Origin of the sequence: Spirillospora sp. NPDC127506 (genome assembly GCF_040302145.1) — a bacterium.
Classification (GTDB): domain Bacteria; phylum Actinomycetota; class Actinomycetes; order Streptosporangiales; family Streptosporangiaceae; genus Spirillospora.
Genome location: NZ_JBEORG010000010.1, coordinates 34194 through 54006, shown reverse-complemented (window position 1 = coordinate 54006; position 19813 = coordinate 34194). Strand labels below are relative to the sequence as shown.

General features: G+C 72.8%; 19 protein-coding genes. 12 read left to right on the top strand and 7 right to left on the bottom strand.

Annotated features, from left to right (window positions below):
• The first annotated feature begins 118 nt into the window (after positions 1–118).
• Both ABTW95_RS12755 and thiI read left to right on the top strand, forming a co-directional pair.
• Positions 119–1165: a 6-phosphofructokinase gene (locus ABTW95_RS12755; RefSeq protein WP_396447182.1), complete on the top strand. Its 1047-nt coding sequence runs from the start codon at positions 119–121 to the stop codon at positions 1163–1165.
• Between the two features lie 104 nt (positions 1166–1269).
• Positions 1270–2502: a tRNA uracil 4-sulfurtransferase ThiI gene (thiI, locus tag ABTW95_RS12750; protein ID WP_396447181.1), complete on the top strand. Its 1233-nt coding sequence runs from the start codon at positions 1270–1272 to the stop codon at positions 2500–2502.
• A 72-nt stretch (positions 2503–2574) separates the two neighbouring features.
• Here thiI and ABTW95_RS12745 read toward each other — a convergent pair whose 3' ends face one another.
• Complete coding sequence (locus ABTW95_RS12745; protein ID WP_500226330.1) at positions 2575–3918, bottom strand: DUF5954 family protein; 1344 nt, start codon at positions 3916–3918, stop codon at positions 2575–2577.
• Positions 3919–4102: 184 nt separating this feature from the next.
• Here ABTW95_RS12745 and ABTW95_RS12740 point away from each other — a divergent pair, with 184 nt between their 5' ends.
• The 7 genes from ABTW95_RS12740 to ABTW95_RS12710 all read left to right on the top strand — a co-directional run bounded on the left by ABTW95_RS12740 (position 4103) and on the right by ABTW95_RS12710 (position 10127).
• Positions 4103–5026, top strand: coding sequence for an ABC transporter ATP-binding protein (locus tag ABTW95_RS12740; protein ID WP_396449916.1), 924 nt, complete (start codon positions 4103–4105; stop codon positions 5024–5026).
• On the top strand, positions 5023–5751 hold the full coding sequence (locus ABTW95_RS12735; RefSeq protein WP_500226329.1) for an ABC transporter permease: 729 nt from the start codon (positions 5023–5025) through the stop codon (positions 5749–5751). The genes ABTW95_RS12740 and ABTW95_RS12735 overlap by 4 nt, the downstream gene beginning before the upstream one ends.
• A gap of 98 nt (positions 5752–5849) precedes the next feature.
• Complete coding sequence (locus ABTW95_RS12730; protein ID WP_500226328.1) at positions 5850–7016, top strand: sensor histidine kinase; 1167 nt, start codon at positions 5850–5852, stop codon at positions 7014–7016.
• A gap of 5 nt (positions 7017–7021) precedes the next feature.
• Positions 7022–7627 carry a response regulator transcription factor gene (locus ABTW95_RS12725; protein ID WP_500226327.1) on the top strand — a complete coding sequence of 202 codons (606 nt, stop codon included), beginning with the start codon at positions 7022–7024 and terminating at the stop codon, positions 7625–7627.
• A 33-nt stretch (positions 7628–7660) separates the two neighbouring features.
• Positions 7661–8569 (top strand): haloalkane dehalogenase, encoded by a 909-nt coding sequence (locus ABTW95_RS12720; RefSeq protein ID WP_500226326.1) that lies wholly within the window; start codon positions 7661–7663, stop codon positions 8567–8569.
• Positions 8570–8657: 88 nt separating this feature from the next.
• Positions 8658–9422, top strand: coding sequence for a ribonuclease HII (gene rnhB, locus ABTW95_RS12715; RefSeq protein WP_500226325.1), 765 nt, complete (start codon positions 8658–8660; stop codon positions 9420–9422).
• A 72-nt stretch (positions 9423–9494) separates the two neighbouring features.
• Positions 9495–10127: an HhH-GDP family DNA glycosylase gene (locus tag ABTW95_RS12710; RefSeq protein WP_396449922.1), complete on the top strand. Its 633-nt coding sequence runs from the start codon at positions 9495–9497 to the stop codon at positions 10125–10127.
• Between the two features lie 7 nt (positions 10128–10134).
• Here ABTW95_RS12710 and ABTW95_RS12705 read toward each other — a convergent pair whose 3' ends face one another.
• The gene (locus tag ABTW95_RS12705; RefSeq protein ID WP_500226324.1) at positions 10135–11589 is read right to left on the bottom strand and encodes a TerD family protein; all 1455 of its coding nucleotides are present in this window, start codon (positions 11587–11589) and stop codon (positions 10135–10137) included.
• 116 nt (positions 11590–11705) lie between these two features.
• Positions 11706–12755, bottom strand: coding sequence for a lipoate-protein ligase LplAB (gene lplAB / locus ABTW95_RS12700; protein ID WP_396449924.1), 1050 nt, complete (start codon positions 12753–12755; stop codon positions 11706–11708).
• Positions 12756–12858: 103 nt separating this feature from the next.
• Here lplAB and ABTW95_RS12695 point away from each other — a divergent pair, with 103 nt between their 5' ends.
• Complete coding sequence (locus tag ABTW95_RS12695; protein WP_396449925.1) at positions 12859–13824, top strand: pirin family protein; 966 nt, start codon at positions 12859–12861, stop codon at positions 13822–13824.
• A 1-nt stretch (position 13825) separates the two neighbouring features.
• Here the strand turns inward: ABTW95_RS12695 and ABTW95_RS12690 are convergent, their stop codons facing one another.
• A complete protein-coding gene (locus tag ABTW95_RS12690) occupies positions 13826–14038 on the bottom strand; it encodes an OsmC family protein (protein WP_500226323.1) in 213 nt (70 codons plus the stop codon).
• A 130-nt stretch (positions 14039–14168) separates the two neighbouring features.
• Between ABTW95_RS12690 and ABTW95_RS12685 the strand changes: the two genes are divergently transcribed.
• Complete coding sequence (locus ABTW95_RS12685; RefSeq protein WP_500226322.1) at positions 14169–14852, top strand: DoxX family protein; 684 nt, start codon at positions 14169–14171, stop codon at positions 14850–14852.
• A gap of 82 nt (positions 14853–14934) precedes the next feature.
• On the opposite strand, the gene ABTW95_RS12680 is transcribed toward ABTW95_RS12685, so the two are convergent.
• From ABTW95_RS12680 to ABTW95_RS12670, 3 genes are all read right to left on the bottom strand, one after another.
• On the bottom strand, positions 14935–17748 hold the full coding sequence (locus ABTW95_RS12680; RefSeq protein ID WP_500226321.1) for a vitamin B12-dependent ribonucleotide reductase: 2814 nt from the start codon (positions 17746–17748) through the stop codon (positions 14935–14937).
• 115 nt (positions 17749–17863) lie between these two features.
• Positions 17864–18337, bottom strand: a complete 474-nt coding sequence (gene nrdR / locus ABTW95_RS12675) for a transcriptional regulator NrdR (protein WP_396449929.1) — start codon at positions 18335–18337, stop codon at positions 17864–17866.
• 261 nt (positions 18338–18598) lie between these two features.
• Positions 18599–18934: a LysM peptidoglycan-binding domain-containing protein gene (locus ABTW95_RS12670; protein ID WP_500226320.1), complete on the bottom strand. Its 336-nt coding sequence runs from the start codon at positions 18932–18934 to the stop codon at positions 18599–18601.
• A 175-nt stretch (positions 18935–19109) separates the two neighbouring features.
• Here ABTW95_RS12670 and lexA point away from each other — a divergent pair, with 175 nt between their 5' ends.
• On the top strand, positions 19110–19808 hold the full coding sequence (gene lexA / locus ABTW95_RS12665; RefSeq protein ID WP_396449931.1) for a transcriptional repressor LexA: 699 nt from the start codon (positions 19110–19112) through the stop codon (positions 19806–19808).
• Positions 19809–19813: the final 5 nt, after the last annotated feature.

Below are 19813 nucleotides of genomic sequence, written 5' to 3'. Positions count from 1 at the left end.
GCCGCCGCCCGCGCCAGCGGCTATGGTCTAGACCAATGGCGGCGGGCCGGGAAATCCGGCCGCGCGCCGCCCGGCCGTGTGCCACAGTCGGAGCATGTGAACTCGAGGGAGGAGCCCGGTGGCTGGAGAAGGAGACGGCAAGCGTGTCGGAGTGCTGACCGGCGGCGGGGACTGCCCCGGTCTGAACGCGGTGATCCGCGCGGTCGTCCGCAAGGGCGTGCAGGTCTTCGGCTACGAGTTCGTGGGCTTCCGGGCCGGCTGGCGCGGGCCCCTCGAAGGCGACACCGTGGCCCTCGACGTGCAGGCCGTGCGCGGGATCCTGCCGCGCGGCGGGACGATCCTCGGCTCGTCCCGGACCAACCCGATCAAGGTCGAGGGCGGCATCGAGCGGATCAAGGACAACCTCGCCGGGCTCGGCGTGGACGCCCTCATCGCGATCGGCGGCGAGGACACCCTCGGCGTCGCCCGCGAGCTGTACGCCAACGGGGTCAACGTCATCGGCGTCCCGAAGACGATCGACAACGACCTGAACGCGACCGACTACACCTTCGGGTTCGACACCGCGGTGAACATCGGCATGGAGGCCGTCGACCGGCTGCACACCACCGCCGAGAGCCACCACCGCGCGCTGATCTGCGAGGTCATGGGCCGGCACGCGGGCTGGATCGCGCTGCACGTCGGCATGGCCGCCGGCGCCAACGTCATCCTCATCCCCGAGCGGCCCTTCGACATCGAGAAGGTCTGCCAGTACGTGGAGAGCCGGTTCAAGACGCGGTACGCGCCGATCATCGTGGTGTCCGAGGGCGCCCACCCGGTCGACGGGCAGATGCAGCTGCAGACCGGCGAGCGCGACGCGTTCGGGCACGTCCGGCTCGGCGGCATCGGCCAGGCCCTCGCCGACGAGATCGAGAAGCGCACCGGCAAGGAGGCCCGCGCCACCGTGCTCGGGCACATCCAGCGCGGCGGCACCCCCACCGCGTTCGACCGGGTCCTCGCCACCCGCTTCGGCCTGCAGGCCATCGACGCGGTCAAGGACGGCGACTACGGCAAGATGGTCGCGCTCAGGGGCACCGACATCGTCCGCGTGGGGCTGGACGAGGCGACCAAGGAGCTGAAGACCGTCCCGCTGGAGCGCTACGCCGAGGCCGAGGTCTTCTTCGGCTGATCCCCGCCTCCCGGCGGGAACACGTCTTCCGGGTCGCGGTGTTGCCCACAGTGGGCCACACTAGAAGCTCACCCCTCGACCTGTTCCCGCCAGGAGGACCACGCATGACCACGCTCGACACCGCGCCGGCGGACGTCCGGGAGCAGTCGCCGGTCGACGGCGAGCCGTGCGTGCTGCTCAAACTGGGCGAGGTCGTCCTCAAGGGCAAGAACCGCGAGCAGTTCGAGCGCCGCCTCGCCGACAACGTGCGCCGGGCCGTCCGGCCCATCGCCCGCGTGGACGTCGTCCGCCGCCACGGCGTGTTCATCATCCGCAAGCACGACGCCGACCCGGCGACCATGGAGCGGGTCGCGCAGCGGGTGACCGACGTCATGGGCATCGTGTGGGCGCACCGCGCCTGGCGCGTCGGCAAGGACCTCGCCAGCGTCGAGCGCGCCGCGCTGGAGCTCATGGACGGCCGCACCGGCACGTTCGCCGTCCGGTCCCGGCGCCGCGACAAGCGCTTCCCGATGACCTCCACCGAGCTCGACCGGCACATCGGCGGGCTCGTCGCCGGCCGCTACGGGCAGCCCGTCAAGCTCAAGGACCCCGAGCACACCCTGTCCATCGAGGTCGACCGCGACGAGGTGTTCGTCTACTCCGGCGGCCTGCCCGGCCAGGGCGGCCTCCCCGTCGGGATGAGCGGCCGCGCGCTCGTGCTGATGTCCGGCGGCATCGACTCGCCGGTCGCCGCGTACCGGATGATGCGCCGCGGCCTGCGCGTCGACTACCTGCACTTCTCCGGCATGCCGTTCACCGGCCCGGAGTCGATCTACAAGGCGTACGCGCTCGTCCGCGAGCTGGACAAGTTCCAGGGCGGGTCCCGGCTGTTCGTCGTGCCGTTCGGCAAGGCGCAGCAGCAGATCAAGTCCTCCGGGGCCGACCGGCTGGCCGTGATCGCGCAGCGCCGGCTGATGCTGCGCACCGGCGAGGTCGTCGCGCGCCGGCTGCGCGGCGCCGCACTGATCACCGGCGACGCGCTCGGCCAGGTGTCCAGCCAGACGCTCACCAACATCACCGCGCTGGACGACGCCGTGGAGCTGCCGATCCTGCGGCCCCTGGTCGGCATGGACAAGAGCGAGATCATGGACCAGGCGCGCCGCATCCGCACGCTGTCGATCTCCGAGCTGCCCGACGAGGACTGCTGCACCATGCTCGCGCCGCGCCGGGCCGAGACCAAGGCCAAGATCGACGACCTGCGCAGGATCGAGAAGCGCCTCGACGTGGACGAGCTGGCCGACCACCTGGCCGACTCCGTCCAGGAGCACCGGCCCGCCTACGCCGACCCGGCGTCCTGACCCCCGAGGGCGGGCCCGGACGCCCTGCCGCCGGACGCCCTGCCGCCGGACGCCCTGCCGCCGGACGGCCGGTCAGCGGGCGTCGAAATCGGTCGGGCGCGGCGGCTCGGGGCCGTCCGGGCCCATCAGGGTGATGCGCTCGATCCGCACGATGCGGAACCGGCGGCCGGCGACCGCGATGCCGTTGCGGCGGGTCTCGTCCTCCAGCAGGTCCGCCGCCTCGGCGAACCGGGCGATGTCCGCCTCGGCCGGGCTCTCCACCGCCGGCACCACGTGCCGGAAGTAGGTGATCAGCGCCTCGCGGGCCTGCTGCGGCGCGTCGTGCAGCCGCCCGATCGGCCGCCAGCGCCGCTCGCTGCGCTCGGCCACCGTGAACGCGGGCGCCAGCGCGACCGGGGTGAGGAACGCTCCGGACGGCTCGCTGCCCGACGCCGCCGCCGCGTCCAGCACCTGGCACAGCAGCTCCGCGGTCGCGAAGTCGGACGCGGGACCGTCGTCGGGCAGCAGGTCGTGGGGGCGGGCGGGGGCGGGCGCCGGCGGGCGCGGGGGCCCGGGCGTGGGGGGGGGGGGGGGGGGGGCCGGCGGGGCCCGGGGGGCGGGCCGCCGCGCGGCGGGGGCCGGCCGCCCCGCCCCCCCCCCGCCCCCGCCGCCCCGCGGGGCGGCGCCCTGGTGGGCGGGCGGGGGGCCCGCCGCGGCGGCGGGCTCGTCGCCGGGGCCGCGCCGGTCGGACCTGGCCGGCTTCCTGTCCGGCCGGTCGGGATGGGGCGGGCCGGTCGGGTTCTTGCGGGGGCCCGGCGGCATCGCGTCCCCTTTCGGGCTCGCCTGTTCCTGGACCCAGCCGGTCTCGTACGCCTCGGCGGGCACCGTGCGGCGCGCCCGGTCCCACCGGTAGGCGAGGACGGCCAGGGCGGCGGCCCAGCCAGGCGCCGCACTGGCCTGCGGCACCACGTGGGCGGTCGCCGCCGTCGCGGCTCCGGCGGCGGCGAGCGCGAGCAGTGTCGTGCTCCACGGCGCGTATCCGCGCAGGCGGAACGCGGCCGCGGCCACGGGCACGGCGAGCGCGGCCAGCAGCACCGCCGGGCTCAGGTACGACAGGTCGTCGCCGCCGGGATAGAGCCCGCCCAGGGGCAGGGACAGCGCGACCCAGGACGCGATGACGGCGACGACCGCCATGCCCGTGGGCGAGCGCAGGGTCAGGTGCACGGCGACCAGCAGGACGACCGCGCCCGCCGCCGCGCCGAGGAACGGCCCGTCGAGCACGACCGCGCCGGCCAGGACCAGCGCCACCAGCAGCAGCCCGCCCAGGAACCGCAGCCCCGGCGCGATGTGGAAGTAGCGCACCCGCAGGCGCTCGAAAAGATCCCGCGCCGCGGCGTCCTTCGCCGGGCGGGAGCGGGACCTGTCGAACAAAGCCATCAAGGCGAGTAAAGCGCAGGACCGCCCGGAACGGGACTCCCCGCGCCCGGTTCGTTGGCGCCCGCCCACCCTGCCTGGGGCGGGGCGCGGCTCACCCCGCCGCCGGGACCAGGACATTTGTACTGTCCAGAAGTGGAGGTTCGCATCTGCTGCCGGCACCGGCCGAATCCGTAACGTCCGAGGCATGGAAGTCAGAACGGCGGAACCGGCGGTGCTCTTCACCGGCGCGACCAAGGATTACGGGACGGTGCGGGCGGTCGACGGCCTCGACCTGCGCCTCGACCGGGGGACGTCCGTGGCGCTCCTCGGCCCGAACGGCGCGGGCAAGTCCACGGCCATCGCGATGCTGCTCGGGCTGATCCCGCCCGACGCGGGCGAGGTGCGGCTGCTGGGCACGGCGCCGCAGCGGGCGGTGCGCAGCGGCCGCGTGGGCGCGATGCCGCAGACGGGCCGGCTGATCGGCGGGGTGACCGTCCGGGAGCTGCTCGGCTTCGTCCGCCGCGCCTACGCGGCGAAGGCCCGCGACCGGGCCGTCCCGCCGCTGGACGAGCTGATGGAGACCGCGCGCGTCGCGGACCTGGCGGGGCGGCGGGCCGACCGGCTGTCGGGCGGGCAGGCGCAGCGCGTCCGGTTCGCGATCGCGGTGGCGGGCGCGCCCGACCTCCTCGTCCTGGACGAGCCGACGACGGGCCTGGACATCGAGTCGAGGCGCGAGCTGTGGGCGAGCGTGCGCTCCTACGCCGAGCACGGGCGGACGATCCTGTTCTCCACCCACTACCTGGAGGAGGCCGACGACTACGCCGACCGGATCGTGGTCATCGACCGGGGCCGCGTCATCGCCGACGGCACCAGCGAGGAGATCAAGCGGCGCGTCCCCGGCCGCACCGTCGCCTTCGACCTGGACGGGCCGGCGGCGGCGCTGGACGGCCTTCCCGGCGTGGTCGGCAGCGAGGTGCGGGGACGCCGCGTGCTGCTGCACACCACCGACTCGGACGCGACGGTCCTGGCGCTGGCCGAGGCCGGGATGGTCCGCGACCTCGAGGTGACGGGGGCCGGCCTGGAAGAGGCGTTCCTCGCCCTCACCGGACAGAAGGAGGCCCTGCGATGATCCTGTCCTACGTCCGCCTGGAGATGGTGCGGCTGCTGCGCGACCCCGGCTACCTCGTGATGAGCCTGATATCGCCGCTCACGATGTACCTGGTGTTCACCAACCTCGACCTGACCGGGAAGTCCGAGCACGCGGGCGCGGTCTACGCGATGGTGGGCATGGCGGGCTTCGGCGCGGTCGGGGCCGTGCTGAACAACGGCGTGTCCATCGCCGAGGACAAGCCGCTCGGCTGGATACGGCAGCTGCGGCTGCTGCCCCTGCGCCCCTCCGAGGTCGTCGTCGGCCGGACTCTGTGCGCGATGGTCGTCGCCGTCCCGCCGATCGTGTCGATCTGCCTGGCCGGCGCGCTGGTGAACGGGGTGTCGCTCGGCGCCGGCCAGTGGGCGGCCGTGGTCGCGCTGCTGTGGGCGGGCATCGCGCCCATGGCGGTCCTCGGGATCGGCCTCGGGTACCTGTTCACCGCGCAGCAGGCGCAGATGGCCGCGCTGACCTGCTACATGGGCCTGTCCCTGCTGGGCGGCCTGTGGGTGCCGATCACCAGGTTCCCCGGGTGGCTGCAGGACATCGGGGCGGCGACGCCGATCAACCGCTACGGCGAGCTGTCCTGGCGCGTCACCGAAGGTCATGCCCCGACGCCGGCCGGCGTCATGCTGCTGGCGTTGTGGGCGGGCGTCTTCGTGGCCTTCGCCGCCTTCGGCTACCGGCGCTCCACCCGAACCCTGTGAACGAGCCCGCAGCCCGTGAGCGGGGCGTCCGCATACCGTGGCAACGTGAACGAGGAGAACGACAGGTGATCCCATGGAAGGGCACTCCGCGAAGGCGCGTGCCCGACCTGGATCTGGACACGCTGGACCGCGAAGGACCCCGCGGCCACGTCTTCGTGTTCTGGCTCATCATCCTGGTCTGGCCGCTGTGGGACGTGGCGCAGGGCCGCGCCCGTCCCGTGTGGCTCGCCGTCGCGGCGCTGCTGGTGTTCGCGTTCCTGCACGTCGCCGTCATCCGCACCTCGTTCGACGGGCGCTTCCCCATACGGGTGCCGATCGTGCTGCTGACCGCCCAGGCGGCGGCCGCGGCCGCCGCGTCCCTGGGCTTCCAGGGCCGGTGGTACACGCTGTTCCCGCTGCTGGGGCTCTCCACCGGCGTCCTCGTCGGGCACCTGCCGCGGCGCGGCGGACCGGAGCTCGCGATGCTCGCCGGCGTCGGCGGCGTCTCCTCGCTGAGCGCCCTGGTCGGCTGGGCGGGCGGCGAGGACGGCGGCGCCCTCGCCGCGATCTGGTACGGCACCGCGACGGCCGGCGTGGTGACCGCGGTGATCCTGCGGCTGTTCACCGTCATCGGCCTGCTCCGGGACGCGCGGGAGGAGCTCGCCGAGGCGGCCGTGGCGCGCGAGCGGCTGCGCTTCTCCCGCGACCTGCACGACCTGCTCGGCCACACGCTGTCGCTGATGGTGGTGAAGGCGCAGGCCGTCCGGCTCATCGCCGAGCGCGACCCGGCGGTGGCCGCCCGGCAGGCCGCCGACATCGAGACCGTGGGGCGGGAGGCCCTGGACGAGGTCCGGCAGGCGGTCAGCGGGTACCGGGGCCGCGGCCTGGCCGGCGAGCTGGACGCCGCCCGCACGGCGCTGGCGGACGCCGGCGTGGAGGCCGCCATCCGCCGCACCGGACCGCCGCTGCCGGCCGGGACGGACGCGCTGCTCGGCTGGGCGGTCCGCGAAGGGGTCACCAACGTGATCCGGCACAGCGGGGCCGCGCACTGCGACATCACCGTCCGCGCGGACGGTGACCGGGCCGTCCTGGAGGTGCGGGACGACGGGGCCGGCGCGTCCGGGCAGCACGGGCCGGGCGCCCGCGGCGGCCACGGGCTGCGCGGGCTGTCCGAGCGGGTGGCGACGGCCGACGGCACGGTCCGGGCCGGCCCCGCGCCCGGAGGAGGGTTCCTGCTGACCGTCACCGTCCCCGCCGGCGCGGCGCGGGGCGCGGGTGGACAATGAGCGACGTGATCAGAGTGCTGCTCGCCGAGGACCAGGGCATGATGCGCGGCGCGCTCGCCCTGCTGCTCGGCCTGGAGGAGGACGTCGAGGTCGTCGCCGAGGTCGGCGACGGCGCGCAGGTGCTGGCCGAGGCGCTGCGCACCCGCCCGGACGTCGCCGTGCTCGACATCGAGATGCCCGGCCGCAGCGGCCTGGACGTCGCCGCCGACCTGCGCCGCGAGCTGCCCGCGTGCAAGGTGCTGATCGTGACCACGTTCGGGCGGCCCGGCTACCTGCGCCGCGCGATGGAGGCGGGGGCGAGCGGGTTCCTGGTCAAGGACGGCCCTATCGAGGACCTGGTCACGGCCCTGCGGCGCGTCCTGGCCGGGGAGCAGGTCGTCGACCCGGCGCTGGCCGCGGCGGCGCTGTCGGTCGGCCCGAACCCGCTGACCGAGCGGGAGCGCGACGTGCTGTCGGCCGCGGCCGACGGGTCCACCGTCGCCGACATCGCCGCGCGGCTGCACCTGTCGGAGAGCACCGTCCGGAACTACCTGTCCGCCGCGATCGGCAAGACGGGCGCGCGCAACCGCATCGAGGCGGTGGGCACCGCGCGGCACAACGGCTGGCTCTGACGCGCGTCCGCCGGCCGCTGCCATGATGGGCGGATGCGGATCCTGCGTACGCCCGACGAGCGCTTCGACCACCTCCCGGACTTCCCCTACGAACCGCGCTACGCCGACGTGCCCGCCCTGGACGGCGACGGCGCGCTGCGGATGGCCTACGTCGAGGCGGGCCCCTCCGACGGCCCCGTCGTGCTGTGCCTGCACGGCGAGCCGAGCTGGTCGTTCCTCTACCACCGCGTCATGCGGGTCCTGGCCGGCGCGGGGCTCCGCGTCGTCGCGCCCGACCTGGTCGGTTTCGGGCGCTCCGACAAGCCCGCCGAGATGACCGACCACACCTACGCCCGCCACATCGAATGGACGCGCTCGCTGGTGTTCGACGCCCTCGACCTGCGGGACGTCACCCTCGTCGGGCAGGACTGGGGCGGCCTCATCGGCCTGCGCCTGGTCACCGCCCACCAGGACCGGTTCTCCCGCGTCGTCGTGGCCAACACCGGCCTGCCCACGGGCGACTTCCCGATGCCGGAGACGTGGCTGAGGTTCCGGCAGTCCGTCCGCACGGCCGCCGAGTTCGACATCGCCCGCAACATCGCCGCCGGATGCCGCACCGCCCTGACCGACGAGGTGCGCGCCGCCTACGACGCGCCGTTCCCGGACGAGTCGTTCAAGGCGGGGCCGCGGGCGATGCCCGCGCTCGTCCCCGCCGAACCCGACGACCCGGAGGCGCAGCCGAACCGCGACGCCTGGGACGTCCTGCGCGCGTGGGACAAGCCGTTCCTGGTCGCCTTCAGCGACAAGGACCCCATCACCGGGGCGATGGCCCCGCTGTTCAAGCAGCTGGTTCCGGGCGCGCAGGGCATCGAGCACCCTACGATCGACGGCGCGGGCCACTTCCTGCAGGAGGACGACGGGGAGCGGCTCGGCCACGCGATCGCGGCGTTCATGCGGTCGTGAGCCCCGCGTTCGCAGGGTTCCGCGTTCGCAGGTTCCCGCGTTCGCCGGCCGCTGCGCTCGTGAGTCCACGCGTCCTAGAGGAGCCTCCTTGACCGACACGACCGGCGACGCCCTCCCCGGGCTCGACCCCGGCCCCGCCTCCGCGGGGATCCCGCGCGCCGCGGGCTACGAGATCGAGGACGAGCTGCGGGCCGCGCGCCCGGTCACGATCGCCGGGGTGGACGAGGTCGGCCGCGGCGCCTGGGCCGGACCCGTCGTGGTGTGCGCCGCCGTCACCGACCTGAGCCCGCCGCCCGTCCTGCCGGGGCGCGGCGAGAAGACCGTCGCGCTGACCGACTCCAAGCTGCTCACCGGGGCGCACCGCGAGGCGTTCGCCGGCCTGCTGCCCAGATGGCTCGCCGGGCATGCGATCGGCGCGTCGTCGCCCGAGGAGATCGACGAGGTCGGCATGACCGAGGCGCTGCGGCGTGCCGCCGTCCGCGCGCTGGAATCGCTGCCCGCCCGGCCCGACGTGGTCATCCTGGACGGCAAGCACGACTTCCTGGGCCGGCCCTGGCGCGTCCGGTGCGAGATCAAGGCCGACCAGAGGTCGGTCACGGTCGCCGCCGCGTCCGTCTTGGCGAAAGTCCACCGCGACCGGCTGATGGCGGAACTGGACGGCGAGTTCCCCGGCTACGGGTTCGCCGACAGCGCCGGATACCCCTCGCCCGTCCACCAGAAGGCGCTGGAGGAGCACGGGCCCACGCCGCACCACCGGATGTCCTGGTCGTACCTGGACGACCTCCCGCGCTGGCGGCACCTGAAGAAGCACCGCGACCCGCTCGCCGGCGAAGGGCAGCTCAGCCTCCTGTGAGTCCCTGCGAGACCCTCCCGGGGAGTCATCGCGGCCTGGCCGGGTAGGCGCCATCCACGGGAGGTACATGCCATGGATGCCGTCGTGAAGAAGCTGCTGCGCGAGTCCGGCCAGACGTTCGCCGAGGAGGCCGGCATAACGCTGAAGGACCAGCCTGCCGCCTTGTTCAAGCTGCTCGTCCTGGCCAACCTGCTGAGCGCGCGCATCTCGGCGGACATCGCGGTGTCCGCCGCCCGCGAACTGTTCGCGGCCGGCGGCGGAACCGCGCGCGGCATGAGCCGGCTGTCGTGGCAGGACCGGGTGGACGCGCTCGGGCGCGGCCACTACGTCCGCTACGACGAGTCGACCGCGTCCCGCCTGGGCGAGACCGCCGAGATCGTCCAGGACAAGTACAAGGGCGACCTGCGGCGCCTCGCCATCGAGTCGGGACGCGACCCGAAGAAGGCCGCCGAGCTGCTGCAGGAGTTCCCCGGCATCGGCCCCACCGGCGTGGACATCTTCTTCCGCGAAGCGCAGGCCATCTGGCCGTGGCTGCGCCCCCACATCGACGACCAGGTCAAGAAGGGCGCCGAACGGCTCGGCCTGCCCACCGACGCCGGCGAGCTCGCCGAGAAGGTCCCCGGCAAGGACCTGGCGCGGTTCACCGCGGCCCTCGTGCGGGTCGCCCACGACAAGAAGCTGGCGGAGCAGCTGAAGGCCGCGTGAGCGCCGCTCAGTCCTTGCCGCGCGAGGCGACCCACTCCAGGTTCCAGCCGTACGCCTGGTCGACGGCCATCTTGCCCCAGCGCGGCCGGCCGGGAGGCGGCAGGATGAACCGCCCCTCCCGGCGGACGACCAGCTCGCCGTTCACGTTCTCGATGAGCGCCAGGACCGCGTCGCGGGAGCCGTCCACGCAGTCGTCCATCCGCATGTCGATGGGCGGCGCGCCCACCGGGAACAGCGTGGCGATCGCGTCCAGGCCGCGGAAGTCGTCGGCGCCGTCGTAGATCTCGGCGAACACCAGGATGCGCTTGAAGTCCCCGGTGTGGTCGAGGTTGATGTGGAGGTTCTCGCCCGACTCGATGGCGCCGGTGCGGTCGTCCTTGTCGAGCTTGATGAACGGCGCACGGTCGAGGGCGCCCATGTCGCCGATCGCGTGGATGATGCCCTTGCGGCCGTCCTGCAGTTCCCAGAGGCAGCACAGGTCGAGGTCGAGGTCGACGCCGCGGCGGCGCTTGCCGAGCCGCCCCTTGGCGGCGCCCTCGCGGGCGGTCCAGTTGAGGTTGACGCGCATGTGGCCGCCCGTCGCGCCGTGCTTGGTGAGCGACACCGACGGGGCGTTCTTCGTCAGGGAGATCTTGCCGCCCTGCTGCTGCGGCTGCGCCGGGCCGGGCGGGGGCGCGTACTGGCCGGGAGGCGGCGGCGCGTACTGACCACCTGGGGGAGGCGGCGGCGCGTACTGGCCCGGTGGAGGCGGCGGCGGAGGCGGAACGTACTGGCCGCCTGGCGGCGGAGGCGGCGGCGCGTACTGGCCGGGCGGCGGAGGGGGCGGCGCGTACTGGCCGCCGGGCGGCGGAGGCGGCGGCGCGTACTGCGGCTGCGGGGGCGCCGGAGGGGCGGGCGGCCGCACCGGCTGCGGGGGCGGCGGCGGTGCCGCCTGGCCCGGGTCGTCGACCGAGATGCCGTAGTCGGTGGCCAGGCCCGCGAGGCCCGAGTCGTACCCCTGGCCGACCGCGCGGAACTTCCACGCGCCCTGCCGCCGGTACAGCTCACCGAGCACGAACGCCGTCTCCGTGGTCGCGCCGGGGCTGTCGAACCGGGCGACCTCCGTGCCGCCCGCCGCGTCCACGACCCGCACGTACAGGCCCTGGAACTGGCCGAACGTCCCGCCGTCCGCGGACGCCGCGATGACGATCTTGTCGATGGCGGGTTCGACCCGGCTCAGGTCCACCGACAGGACGTCCAGGACCGTCGGCCCCTGCTGCTTGCCCTCGTGCCGCACCGCGCCGGAGGCGTGCGCCGGCTGGTTGTAGAAGACGAAGTCGTCGTCGGACCGGACCCGCCCGGCCTCGGTCACCAGGAGCGCCGACGCGTCCGCGTCCGGCACGCCCGGACCGGCCTGCCAGCCCAGCTCGACCCGCACCGAGGGAACCGGCACCGCGGTGTTGGCGCCCTTCTGCATCGACATGAACGCTCCTCATCATCGGCCGACGTCACCAACCTACGGCGTGCCGCCGCACGCCCGCGACCTGCCATGAGGAGGACGCACGGCGGCGCGCCAGGGTTCCGCCCCGGCCGCGCGCGTCAGGGGATGCGGGCCGTCCACTCCGGAGTGGCGAACTTGTCGGTGACGTACTTGCGGGCCAGGCGCAGTTCGTCCTCGCCCACCCGGTCGCCGGTGAGGCCGTACCGGGACCGGAAGTGCCCGATCATGCGGTCGATGATCTCCTCGCGGGGCAGGCCGGTCTGCCGCCGCAGCGGGTCCACCCGCTTCACCGCGCTGGCGATCCCCTTGTCGGAGATCTTCTCCCGGCCGATGCGCAGGACCTGCAGCATCTTCTCCGCGTCGATGTCGTAGGCCATCGTCACGTGGTGCAGCACCGCGCCCGACGCGAGCCGCTTCTGCGCCGCACCGGCGATCTTGCCGTTGTCGGACGTGATGTCGTTCAGCGGCTGGTACCACGCCTTGATCCCGAGCCCGCCGAGCGCGCCGAGCACCCAGTCGTCCAGGAACGCGTAGCTCTCCGCGAACGACATCCCGGCGACCAGCGTCTCCGGCGCGTACAGCGAGTACGTGATCGTGTTGCCGGGCTCGATGAACATCGCTCCGCCGCCGCTGATGCGCCGCACCACCTCGACGCCGTGCCGCTCCGCCGCCGCGGCGTCCACCTCGTTGCGCAGCGACTGGAAGCTGCCGATGACCACCGCGGGCGACGCCCACTCCCACACCCGCAGCGTCGGCGGGCGGCGGCCCGCGCCGACCTCCTCGGCGAGCACCTGGTCGAGCGCCATGTGCAGGGCCGGTTCCTGCGGCGGCTCGTGGACCAGCCGCCAGTCGTGGTCGCGCCAGTCCGACGCCTTGGCGACGGCCCGCCGCACCGCGATGCCGACGGCCTCGGCGGTGATGCCGAGCATCACCGTGCCGCGCGGCAGCCCCGCCTGGACGCGGACGCCGATCGCCCTGGCGTCCAGCGCCGCGGGCAGCCCGTCGAGGACGCCGTTGATCGCGTCCAGGGCCGCGTCCGGTTCGAGGAAGAAGTCGCCGCTGATCCGAGGGTTGCGCAGGACACCGTCGACGACGTCGACGTCCGCGACCACGAGCTTGCCACCGGGGACCTTGTACTCACCGTGCATCACATAGAGGTGAACCCGGCGCCCGCACACCCCATTCCGCGGGTTCAACCGGGGAGGCGGTAGGGCATCGTTAAGGGACGGCGTTGTGGGAAGGGCGGTTGCGGTGAGCAATCTCGATGTCCGGCCGAAGCCGGTGCAGTGCGGCGGACGCGACGACGTGGCGGGTGGGCCCGTCCACGAACTGCTGCCGCCGCGCCGGGTCCCGCTGGGCGAGAGCACCGTCGTCCGCCGGCTGCTGCCCAGCCTGGGGCGGCGGATGGTGGGCGCGTGGTGCTTCGTCGACCACTACGGGCCGGACGACATCACCGACCAGCCCGGCATGCAGGTGCCGCCGCATCCGCACATCGGGCTGCAGACCGTCAGCTGGCTGCACGGCGGGGAGGTCCTGCACCGCGACAGCCTCGGCAGCCTGCAGACCATCCGCCCGAAGCAGCTCGGGCTGATGACCGCCGGCCGCGCCATCGCCCACTCGGAGGAGTCGCCGCGCGACCACTCCCCCGTCCTGCACGGCGCCCAGCTCTGGGTCGCGCTCCCGGACGCCCACCGGCACACCGACCCCGCCTGGGAGTTCCACCCCGACCTGCCCGTGGTCACCGCCCCCGGCTTCACCGCCACTCTCCTGCTGGGCGAACTCGACGGCGCCGCCTCCCCCGGCACCGCGTTCACCCCGATCATGGGCGCGGACATCGCCCTGGAAGACGGCGCCGACGTGCGCCTGCCGGTCGAGCCGGACTTCGAGTACGCGGCGCTCACCATGTCCGGCGCCATCGAGATCGACGGCGAGCGGGTCGAACCCGGCTCGATGCTCTACCTCGGCTCCGGACGCCGCGAGCTGCCGCTGCGGGCCGACGGGCCCGGCGGCTTCGTCCTGCTGGGCGGCGAGCCGTTCGAGGAGAAGCTCGTCATGTGGTGGAACTTCATCGCCCGAGCCGGAGAGGAGATCGCCCAGGCCCGCGAGGACTGGATGACGGGCGACCGCTTCGGCGCGGTGGAGGGCTACCGCGGCGACCGCCTCCCCGCACCGCCCATGCCGGCGGCGCGCCTGAAGCCCCGCGGCCGGACGCGCTGACCTACCCCCAGCTCGCCTCGTGGCGGACGGGGAAGTTGACCGAGTTCGCGATGAAGCAGAGCTCATGCGCCTTCTCGTGCAGCTCGGCGGCCCTCCCGGCCTGCCCGGAGTCGGCCAGCGTCACGTGCGGCCGCAGGACGACCTCCTCGAACCGCCCGCCGCCGTCCGAGCCCTCCACCATGACACCCCGCGGCTCGTCCTCGTAGCCGGTCACCACGATCTTCTCGACCGCGTCCTCACCCGCCGACCATAGCCGTCACCTGCGACGTTCGCGATATCTCCGGACAGGCCGTCATACTCTCCGTCTAACCGGGCCCCATCCCCGTGCTGAAGGAGTCGACCGCATGCGCTCTCGGCCGCTCTACGACGTCGTGGCAGTCCTCGCGCGGCTCGGCGTGGGCATCGTCTTCATGGCGCACGGCTGGCAGAAGATCGAGGCGGGCATCACCGCGACCGGCCGTACGTTCGACGACCTCGGCGTGCCGCTGCCCACCGCCGCCGCCGTCTACTCGGCGTTCGTCGAGCTCCTCGGCGGCGCGGCGCTCATCGCCGGCCTCGGGCTGCCCGTCACGGGCGCCCTGCTGTTCATCGACATGGCCGGCGCGTTCGTCTTCGTCCACGCCGACCAGGGCCTGTTCGTGGTGGACGGCGCGACGGTGCAGAACGGCTACGAGCTCGTCGTGGCCCTCGGCATGGCCAGCCTCCTGTTCGCCGCGGGTGGCGGCGGCCGCCTCACCGTCGACCAGTGGATCACCGGCAAGCGCCGGACCGGCCCGGACGCCGACGACGAGGACGACGCAGCGAGCTTCGTGGAATCCCTCCGCCAGGCCGAACTGAAGCCGCCGAAGAAGCCCCGCCGCAGCCCGAAGGCCGTCACCGCCCCGGAACCGGCCCCGGACAAGCCGTCCCCCGACGGCTCCGAGGACGACCTCCTGGTGGCGAGCCGCCGCAAGACCTCCCAACGCCGCCGCTCCTCGACCACCCAGCCGATCAAGTCCCCCACCGACGACAAGCCCGAGCCCTCCTGAAGACGCCGCCACCCTGGGTGCTCCCAAGAACGCCAACGCCCGGTAAGTACGCGAGGTACTTACCGGGCGGAGGAGGCAGGCGTCAGCTGCAGCCGCTGGTGGAGCCGCAGCCTTCGCAGACGTAGCAGCTGCCGGCCGGGCGCATCTTCGTGCCGCAGGTGAGGCAGAGCGGCGCGTCGGCCGTGCGGCCCTGGCGGCTCTCGATCGCCTCCACGGACGAGTGGGCCTCGTGCGCGGGGGCGGCCGGGGCCGGGGCGGCCGGCTTGCTGATCTCGGCGGACTGGGCGAGCGACTCGCGGTCGACCTCGTCCTCGGCGTGCAGGGCGGCCGGATCCTCGCCGTTGGCCTGCATCGCGCGCTCCTCGGCGGTGAAGATGCCGAGGCCCGCGCGCTCCTCGTAGGGGAGGTGGTCCAGCGCCAGGCGGCGGAAGATGTAGTCCATCACCGAGGTCGCCATGCGGATGTCGGGGTCGTCGGTCATGCCGGCGGGCTCGAACCGCATGTTGGTGAACTTCTCCACCCACGTCTCCAGCGGGACGCCGTACTGCAGGCTGATGGAGATCGCCATGGAGAAGGCGTCCATCACGCCGGCGAGCGTGGAGCCCTGCTTGCCGAGCTTGAGGAACACCTCGCCGACGCCGTCGTCCGGGTAGGACGAGGCGGTCATGTAGCCCTCGGCGCCGGCGACGGAGAACCGGGTGACGGTCGCGGGACGCTGCTTCGGCAGCCGCCTGCGGACCGGGCGGGGGGCCGCCGCCTCCGCCGGCGCCTCCTTCGCCTTCTTGCCGGCGGCCGACAGGGGCTGGCCGACCTTGCAGTTGTCGCGGTAGATCGCCAGGGCCTTCAGGCCGAGCCGCCAGCCCTCGAAGTACACCTTCTCGATGTCCTCGACGGTGGCCGACTCCGGCATGTTGACCGTCTTGGAGATCGCGCCGGACAGGAACGGCTGGACGGCCGCCATCATCCGGACGTGCCCCATCGGGCTGATCGCCCGCTCGCCCATCGCGCAGTCGAACACCTCGTAGTGCTCGGGACGCAGCCCCGGCGCGTCCACCACGTGGCCGTGCTCGGCGATGTACTCGACGATCGCCTCGATCTGCTCCTGCTGGTAGCCGAGCTTCTCCAGGGCGCGCGGCACCGTGTGGTTGACGATCTGCATGGACCCGCCGCCGACGAGCTTCTTGAACTTCATCAGCGCGAGGTCGGGCTCGATGCCGGTGGTGTCGCAGTCCATCATCAGCCCGATGGTGCCGGTCGGAGCGAGCAGGCTGGCCTGGGCGTTGCGGTAGCCGTGCTTCTCGCCGGCCTTGAGGCAGTCCGCCCACTGCTTGGCGGCGGCGGCGTGGATCGCCTTGTCCATCTCGTCCAGCGTGCGGATGCCGTCGTTGGCGGCTGCGTGCTTGCGCATGACCCGCTTGTGCGCCTCGGCGTTGCGCGCGTAGCCCGCGTACGGCCCCACCACGCCGGCGATCTCGGCGGAGCGCTTGTAGGCGACGCCCGTCATCAGCGACGTGATCGCCGCGGCGAGGGACCGCCCGCCCTCGGAGTCGTAGGCGTGCCCCGTCGCCATCAGCAGCGCGCCCAGGTTGGCGTAGCCGATGCCGAGCTGCCGGTAGTCGCGGGTCGTCTCGGCGATCTTCTCGGTCGGGAAGTCGGCGAACGTGATCGAGATGTCCATCGCCGTGATGATCAGCTCGGTGAGCTTCACGAACTTCGCGACGTCGAACGTGCCCGCGTCGGTGAGGAACTTCAGCAGGTTGATGCTCGCGAGGTTGCAGGACGAATTGTCCAGGCTCATGTACTCACTGCACGGGTTGCTTGCGGTGATACGCCCGGTTTCGGGGTTGGTGTGCCAGTCGTTGATCGTGTCGTCGTACTGGATGCCGGGGTCGGCGCACTCCCACGCGGCCTTGGCCATGAGCCGGAACAGGTCCTTGGCCTTGACGGTCTCGATGACCTCGCCCGTCATGCGGGCGCGCAGCCCGAACTCGCCGTCGGACTCCACGGCCTGCATGAACTCGTCCGACACGCGGACGGAGTTGTTGGCGTTCTGGTACTGGACGCTGCTGATGTCCCGGCCGCCGAGGTCCATGTCGAACCCGGCGTCCCGCAGCGCGCGGATCTTGTCCTCCTCGCGCGCCTTGGTCTCGATGAACTCCTCGATGTCGGGGTGGTCGACGTCCAGCACGACCATCTTCGCGGCGCGCCGGGTCGCCCCGCCCGACTTGATCGTCCCGGCGGACGCGTCGGCGCCCCGCATGAACGAGACGGGCCCGCTGGCGGTGCCGCCCGAGGAGAGCAGCTCCTTGCTGGACCGGATGCGGGAGAGGTTCAGGCCGGCGCCTGAGCCGCCCTTGAAGATGACGCCCTCTTCCTTGTACCAGTCGAGGATCGACTCCATCGTGTCGTCCACCGACAGGATGAAGCACGCGCTCACCTGCTGCGGGGACTTGGTGCCGACGTTGAACCAGACCGGGGAGTTGAAGCTGAAGAGCTGGTGGACGAGGGCGTACTTCAGCTCGTGGTCGAAGATCTCGGCGTCCTGCTCGGAGGCGAAATAGCCCTCCCGCAGGCCCGTCTCCACGTACACGCGGACGACGCGGTCGACGAGCTGCTTCAGGCTCCATTCCCGCTGCGGGGTGCCGACCGCGCCGCGGAAGTACTTGGACGTGACGATGTTGACGGCGTTCAGCGACCAGAAGTCGGGGAACTCGACGCCGCGCTGCTCGAAGTTGACCGAGCCGTCCCGCCAGTTGGTCATGACGACGTCACGACGCTCCCAGCGCAGCTCGTCGTACGGGTGCACGCCGGGCGTGGTGAAAATGCGCTCGATCTTCAGCCCTTTGCGGCCCCCCTTGCCGCGCCGTGCCGACGAGCCGCTCACCGTCTCCGTCATGACCTTCCCCCTTCTCGGGCTCCCGCCGGGCCCTGTTCAGGAACAACTCCGCCGCCGCGCAGGACATGCCCGCGCGGAGGCGCCTTCAATGTGCTGGTAGTGCCGGAACCGTCCCTTACCGGGACGGGCCGGGCTCCCCCGAGGAACCGGCCTTCCGCAGTGCTTCGATCTCCTTGGCGAAGTCGTCCAGCGACTCGAAGCTCCGGTAGACCGAGGCGAATCGCAGATAGGCGACCTCATCGAGTTCACGGAGCGGCCCCAGAATCGCGAGGCCGACCTCGTGCGAGGGGATTTCCGCGGATCCGGACGACCTGATCGCCTCTTCGACCCGCTGCCCCAGCTTCGCGAGCGCATCCTCGTCGACCGGACGGCCCTGGCAGGCCCTGCGCACCCCGGCGATGATCTTCTCCCGGGAGAACGGCTCGGTGACCCCGCTGCGCTTGGCCACCATCACGAGGACATTCTCCTGCGTCGTGAATCGCCGGCCGCATTCCGCGCACGAGCGGCGCCGCCGAATGGCGCCGCCGTCGTCGGTGGAACGGCTGTCGATCACTTTGGTGTCAGGGTTGCGGCAGAACGGGCAGTGCACGCTCGATCCCCTCCCCTGACGTTAATGAGTTGCACCGATGGAACCGCCATATATAGGGAACTACATCGGTGTGACTACTAGATGTTGTGGTCAACGGTACGGCTCGGCGCAGGCGTTCGCAACCCGCTCCGGAGCCTCGCGCGTCACATCCGGCACGTCCGCGCAGGTCATCTCCCGCGTCACGGATTTCGTCCCGGGCGTGTCGTCACCCGGCGTGCGCGGCGGTCACGGAACGCCTGGTCGGACACCCCGCCGCGCCGGTCAGCCGGCGGGGAGGCGGATCTCCTGGCCGGGGCGGACGGTCGGGTCGCCGTTCAGGCCGTTGAGGTCGAGGATGCGCTGGACGGTCAGGCGCGGGTCGGCGCCGGGGTCGGCGGACGAGGCGATGCCCCAGAGCGTGTCGCCGGGCTCCACCACCACGGTCCTGGCCGGGCCGGACGGCCCGCGGCCGCCGTCGCGGGAGCCCGCGAAGGCGCCGGGGCCGGCGGTGAGCCACAGGCCGGCGAGCGTGACGGCGGCGGCGAAGCCGACGAGGACGGCGCGTCCGCGGCGGGTCAGGCGGATCGGGGGACGGTCACTGTGCGGTGAACCGGACATCTCTCCCCTCCTCGACGTCGAATGAATTTTCGATCGAACGCCTGTACGATGTTCTACCAGGAGACGGCCGGAAAAAGCGAGTACATCTTCGAACAATTGTTTGATCATTAGGCCGGGACGCGATAGCGTTCATGACGAGGAGTGACCGATCGAGGCGCCCGGGAGGCGACGAGCGATGAGCAAGGTCCGGGAGCTGCCCGACGGGCCGATGGACGAGACGGGCCTGACGCAGCGGCAGCGCATGGTGCTGGAGGTGATCCGCGACTCCGTGCAGCGCCGCGGGTACCCGCCCTCGATGCGCGAGATCGGCGAGGCCGTGGGGCTGACCAGCACCTCCAGCGTGTCGCACCAGCTCCGGTCGCTCCAGCGCAAGGGCTTCCTGCGGCGCGACCCCAACCGGCCGCGCGCGGTCGAGGTGCGGGTGCCCGGCGCGACGCCGGTGCGCACCGACGAGGGGGCCTTCGAGGCGGCGGGGGGCCAGCCGTCCGCGGCGCGGCCCGCGCCCGCGTACGTGCCCCTCGTCGGCCGGATCGCCGCCGGTGGCCCGATCCTCGCCGAGGAGGCCGTCGAGGACGTGTTCACGCTGCCGAAGCAGCTCGTCGGCGAGGGCACCCACTTCCTGCTGAAGGTCACCGGTGACTCGATGATCGAGGCCGCGATCGCGGACGGCGACTGGGTGGTCGTCCGGCAGCAGCCGGTGGCCGAGCAGGGCGACATCGTGGCCGCGATGATCGACGGCGAGGCCACGGTGAAGACCTTCAAGCGGCGCGACGGCCACATCTGGCTGATGCCGCAGAACCCGGCCTACGAGCCGATCCCCGGCGACGAGGCGTCCATCCTGGGCCGCGTCGTCGCCGTTCTCCGCAAGATGTGACACCC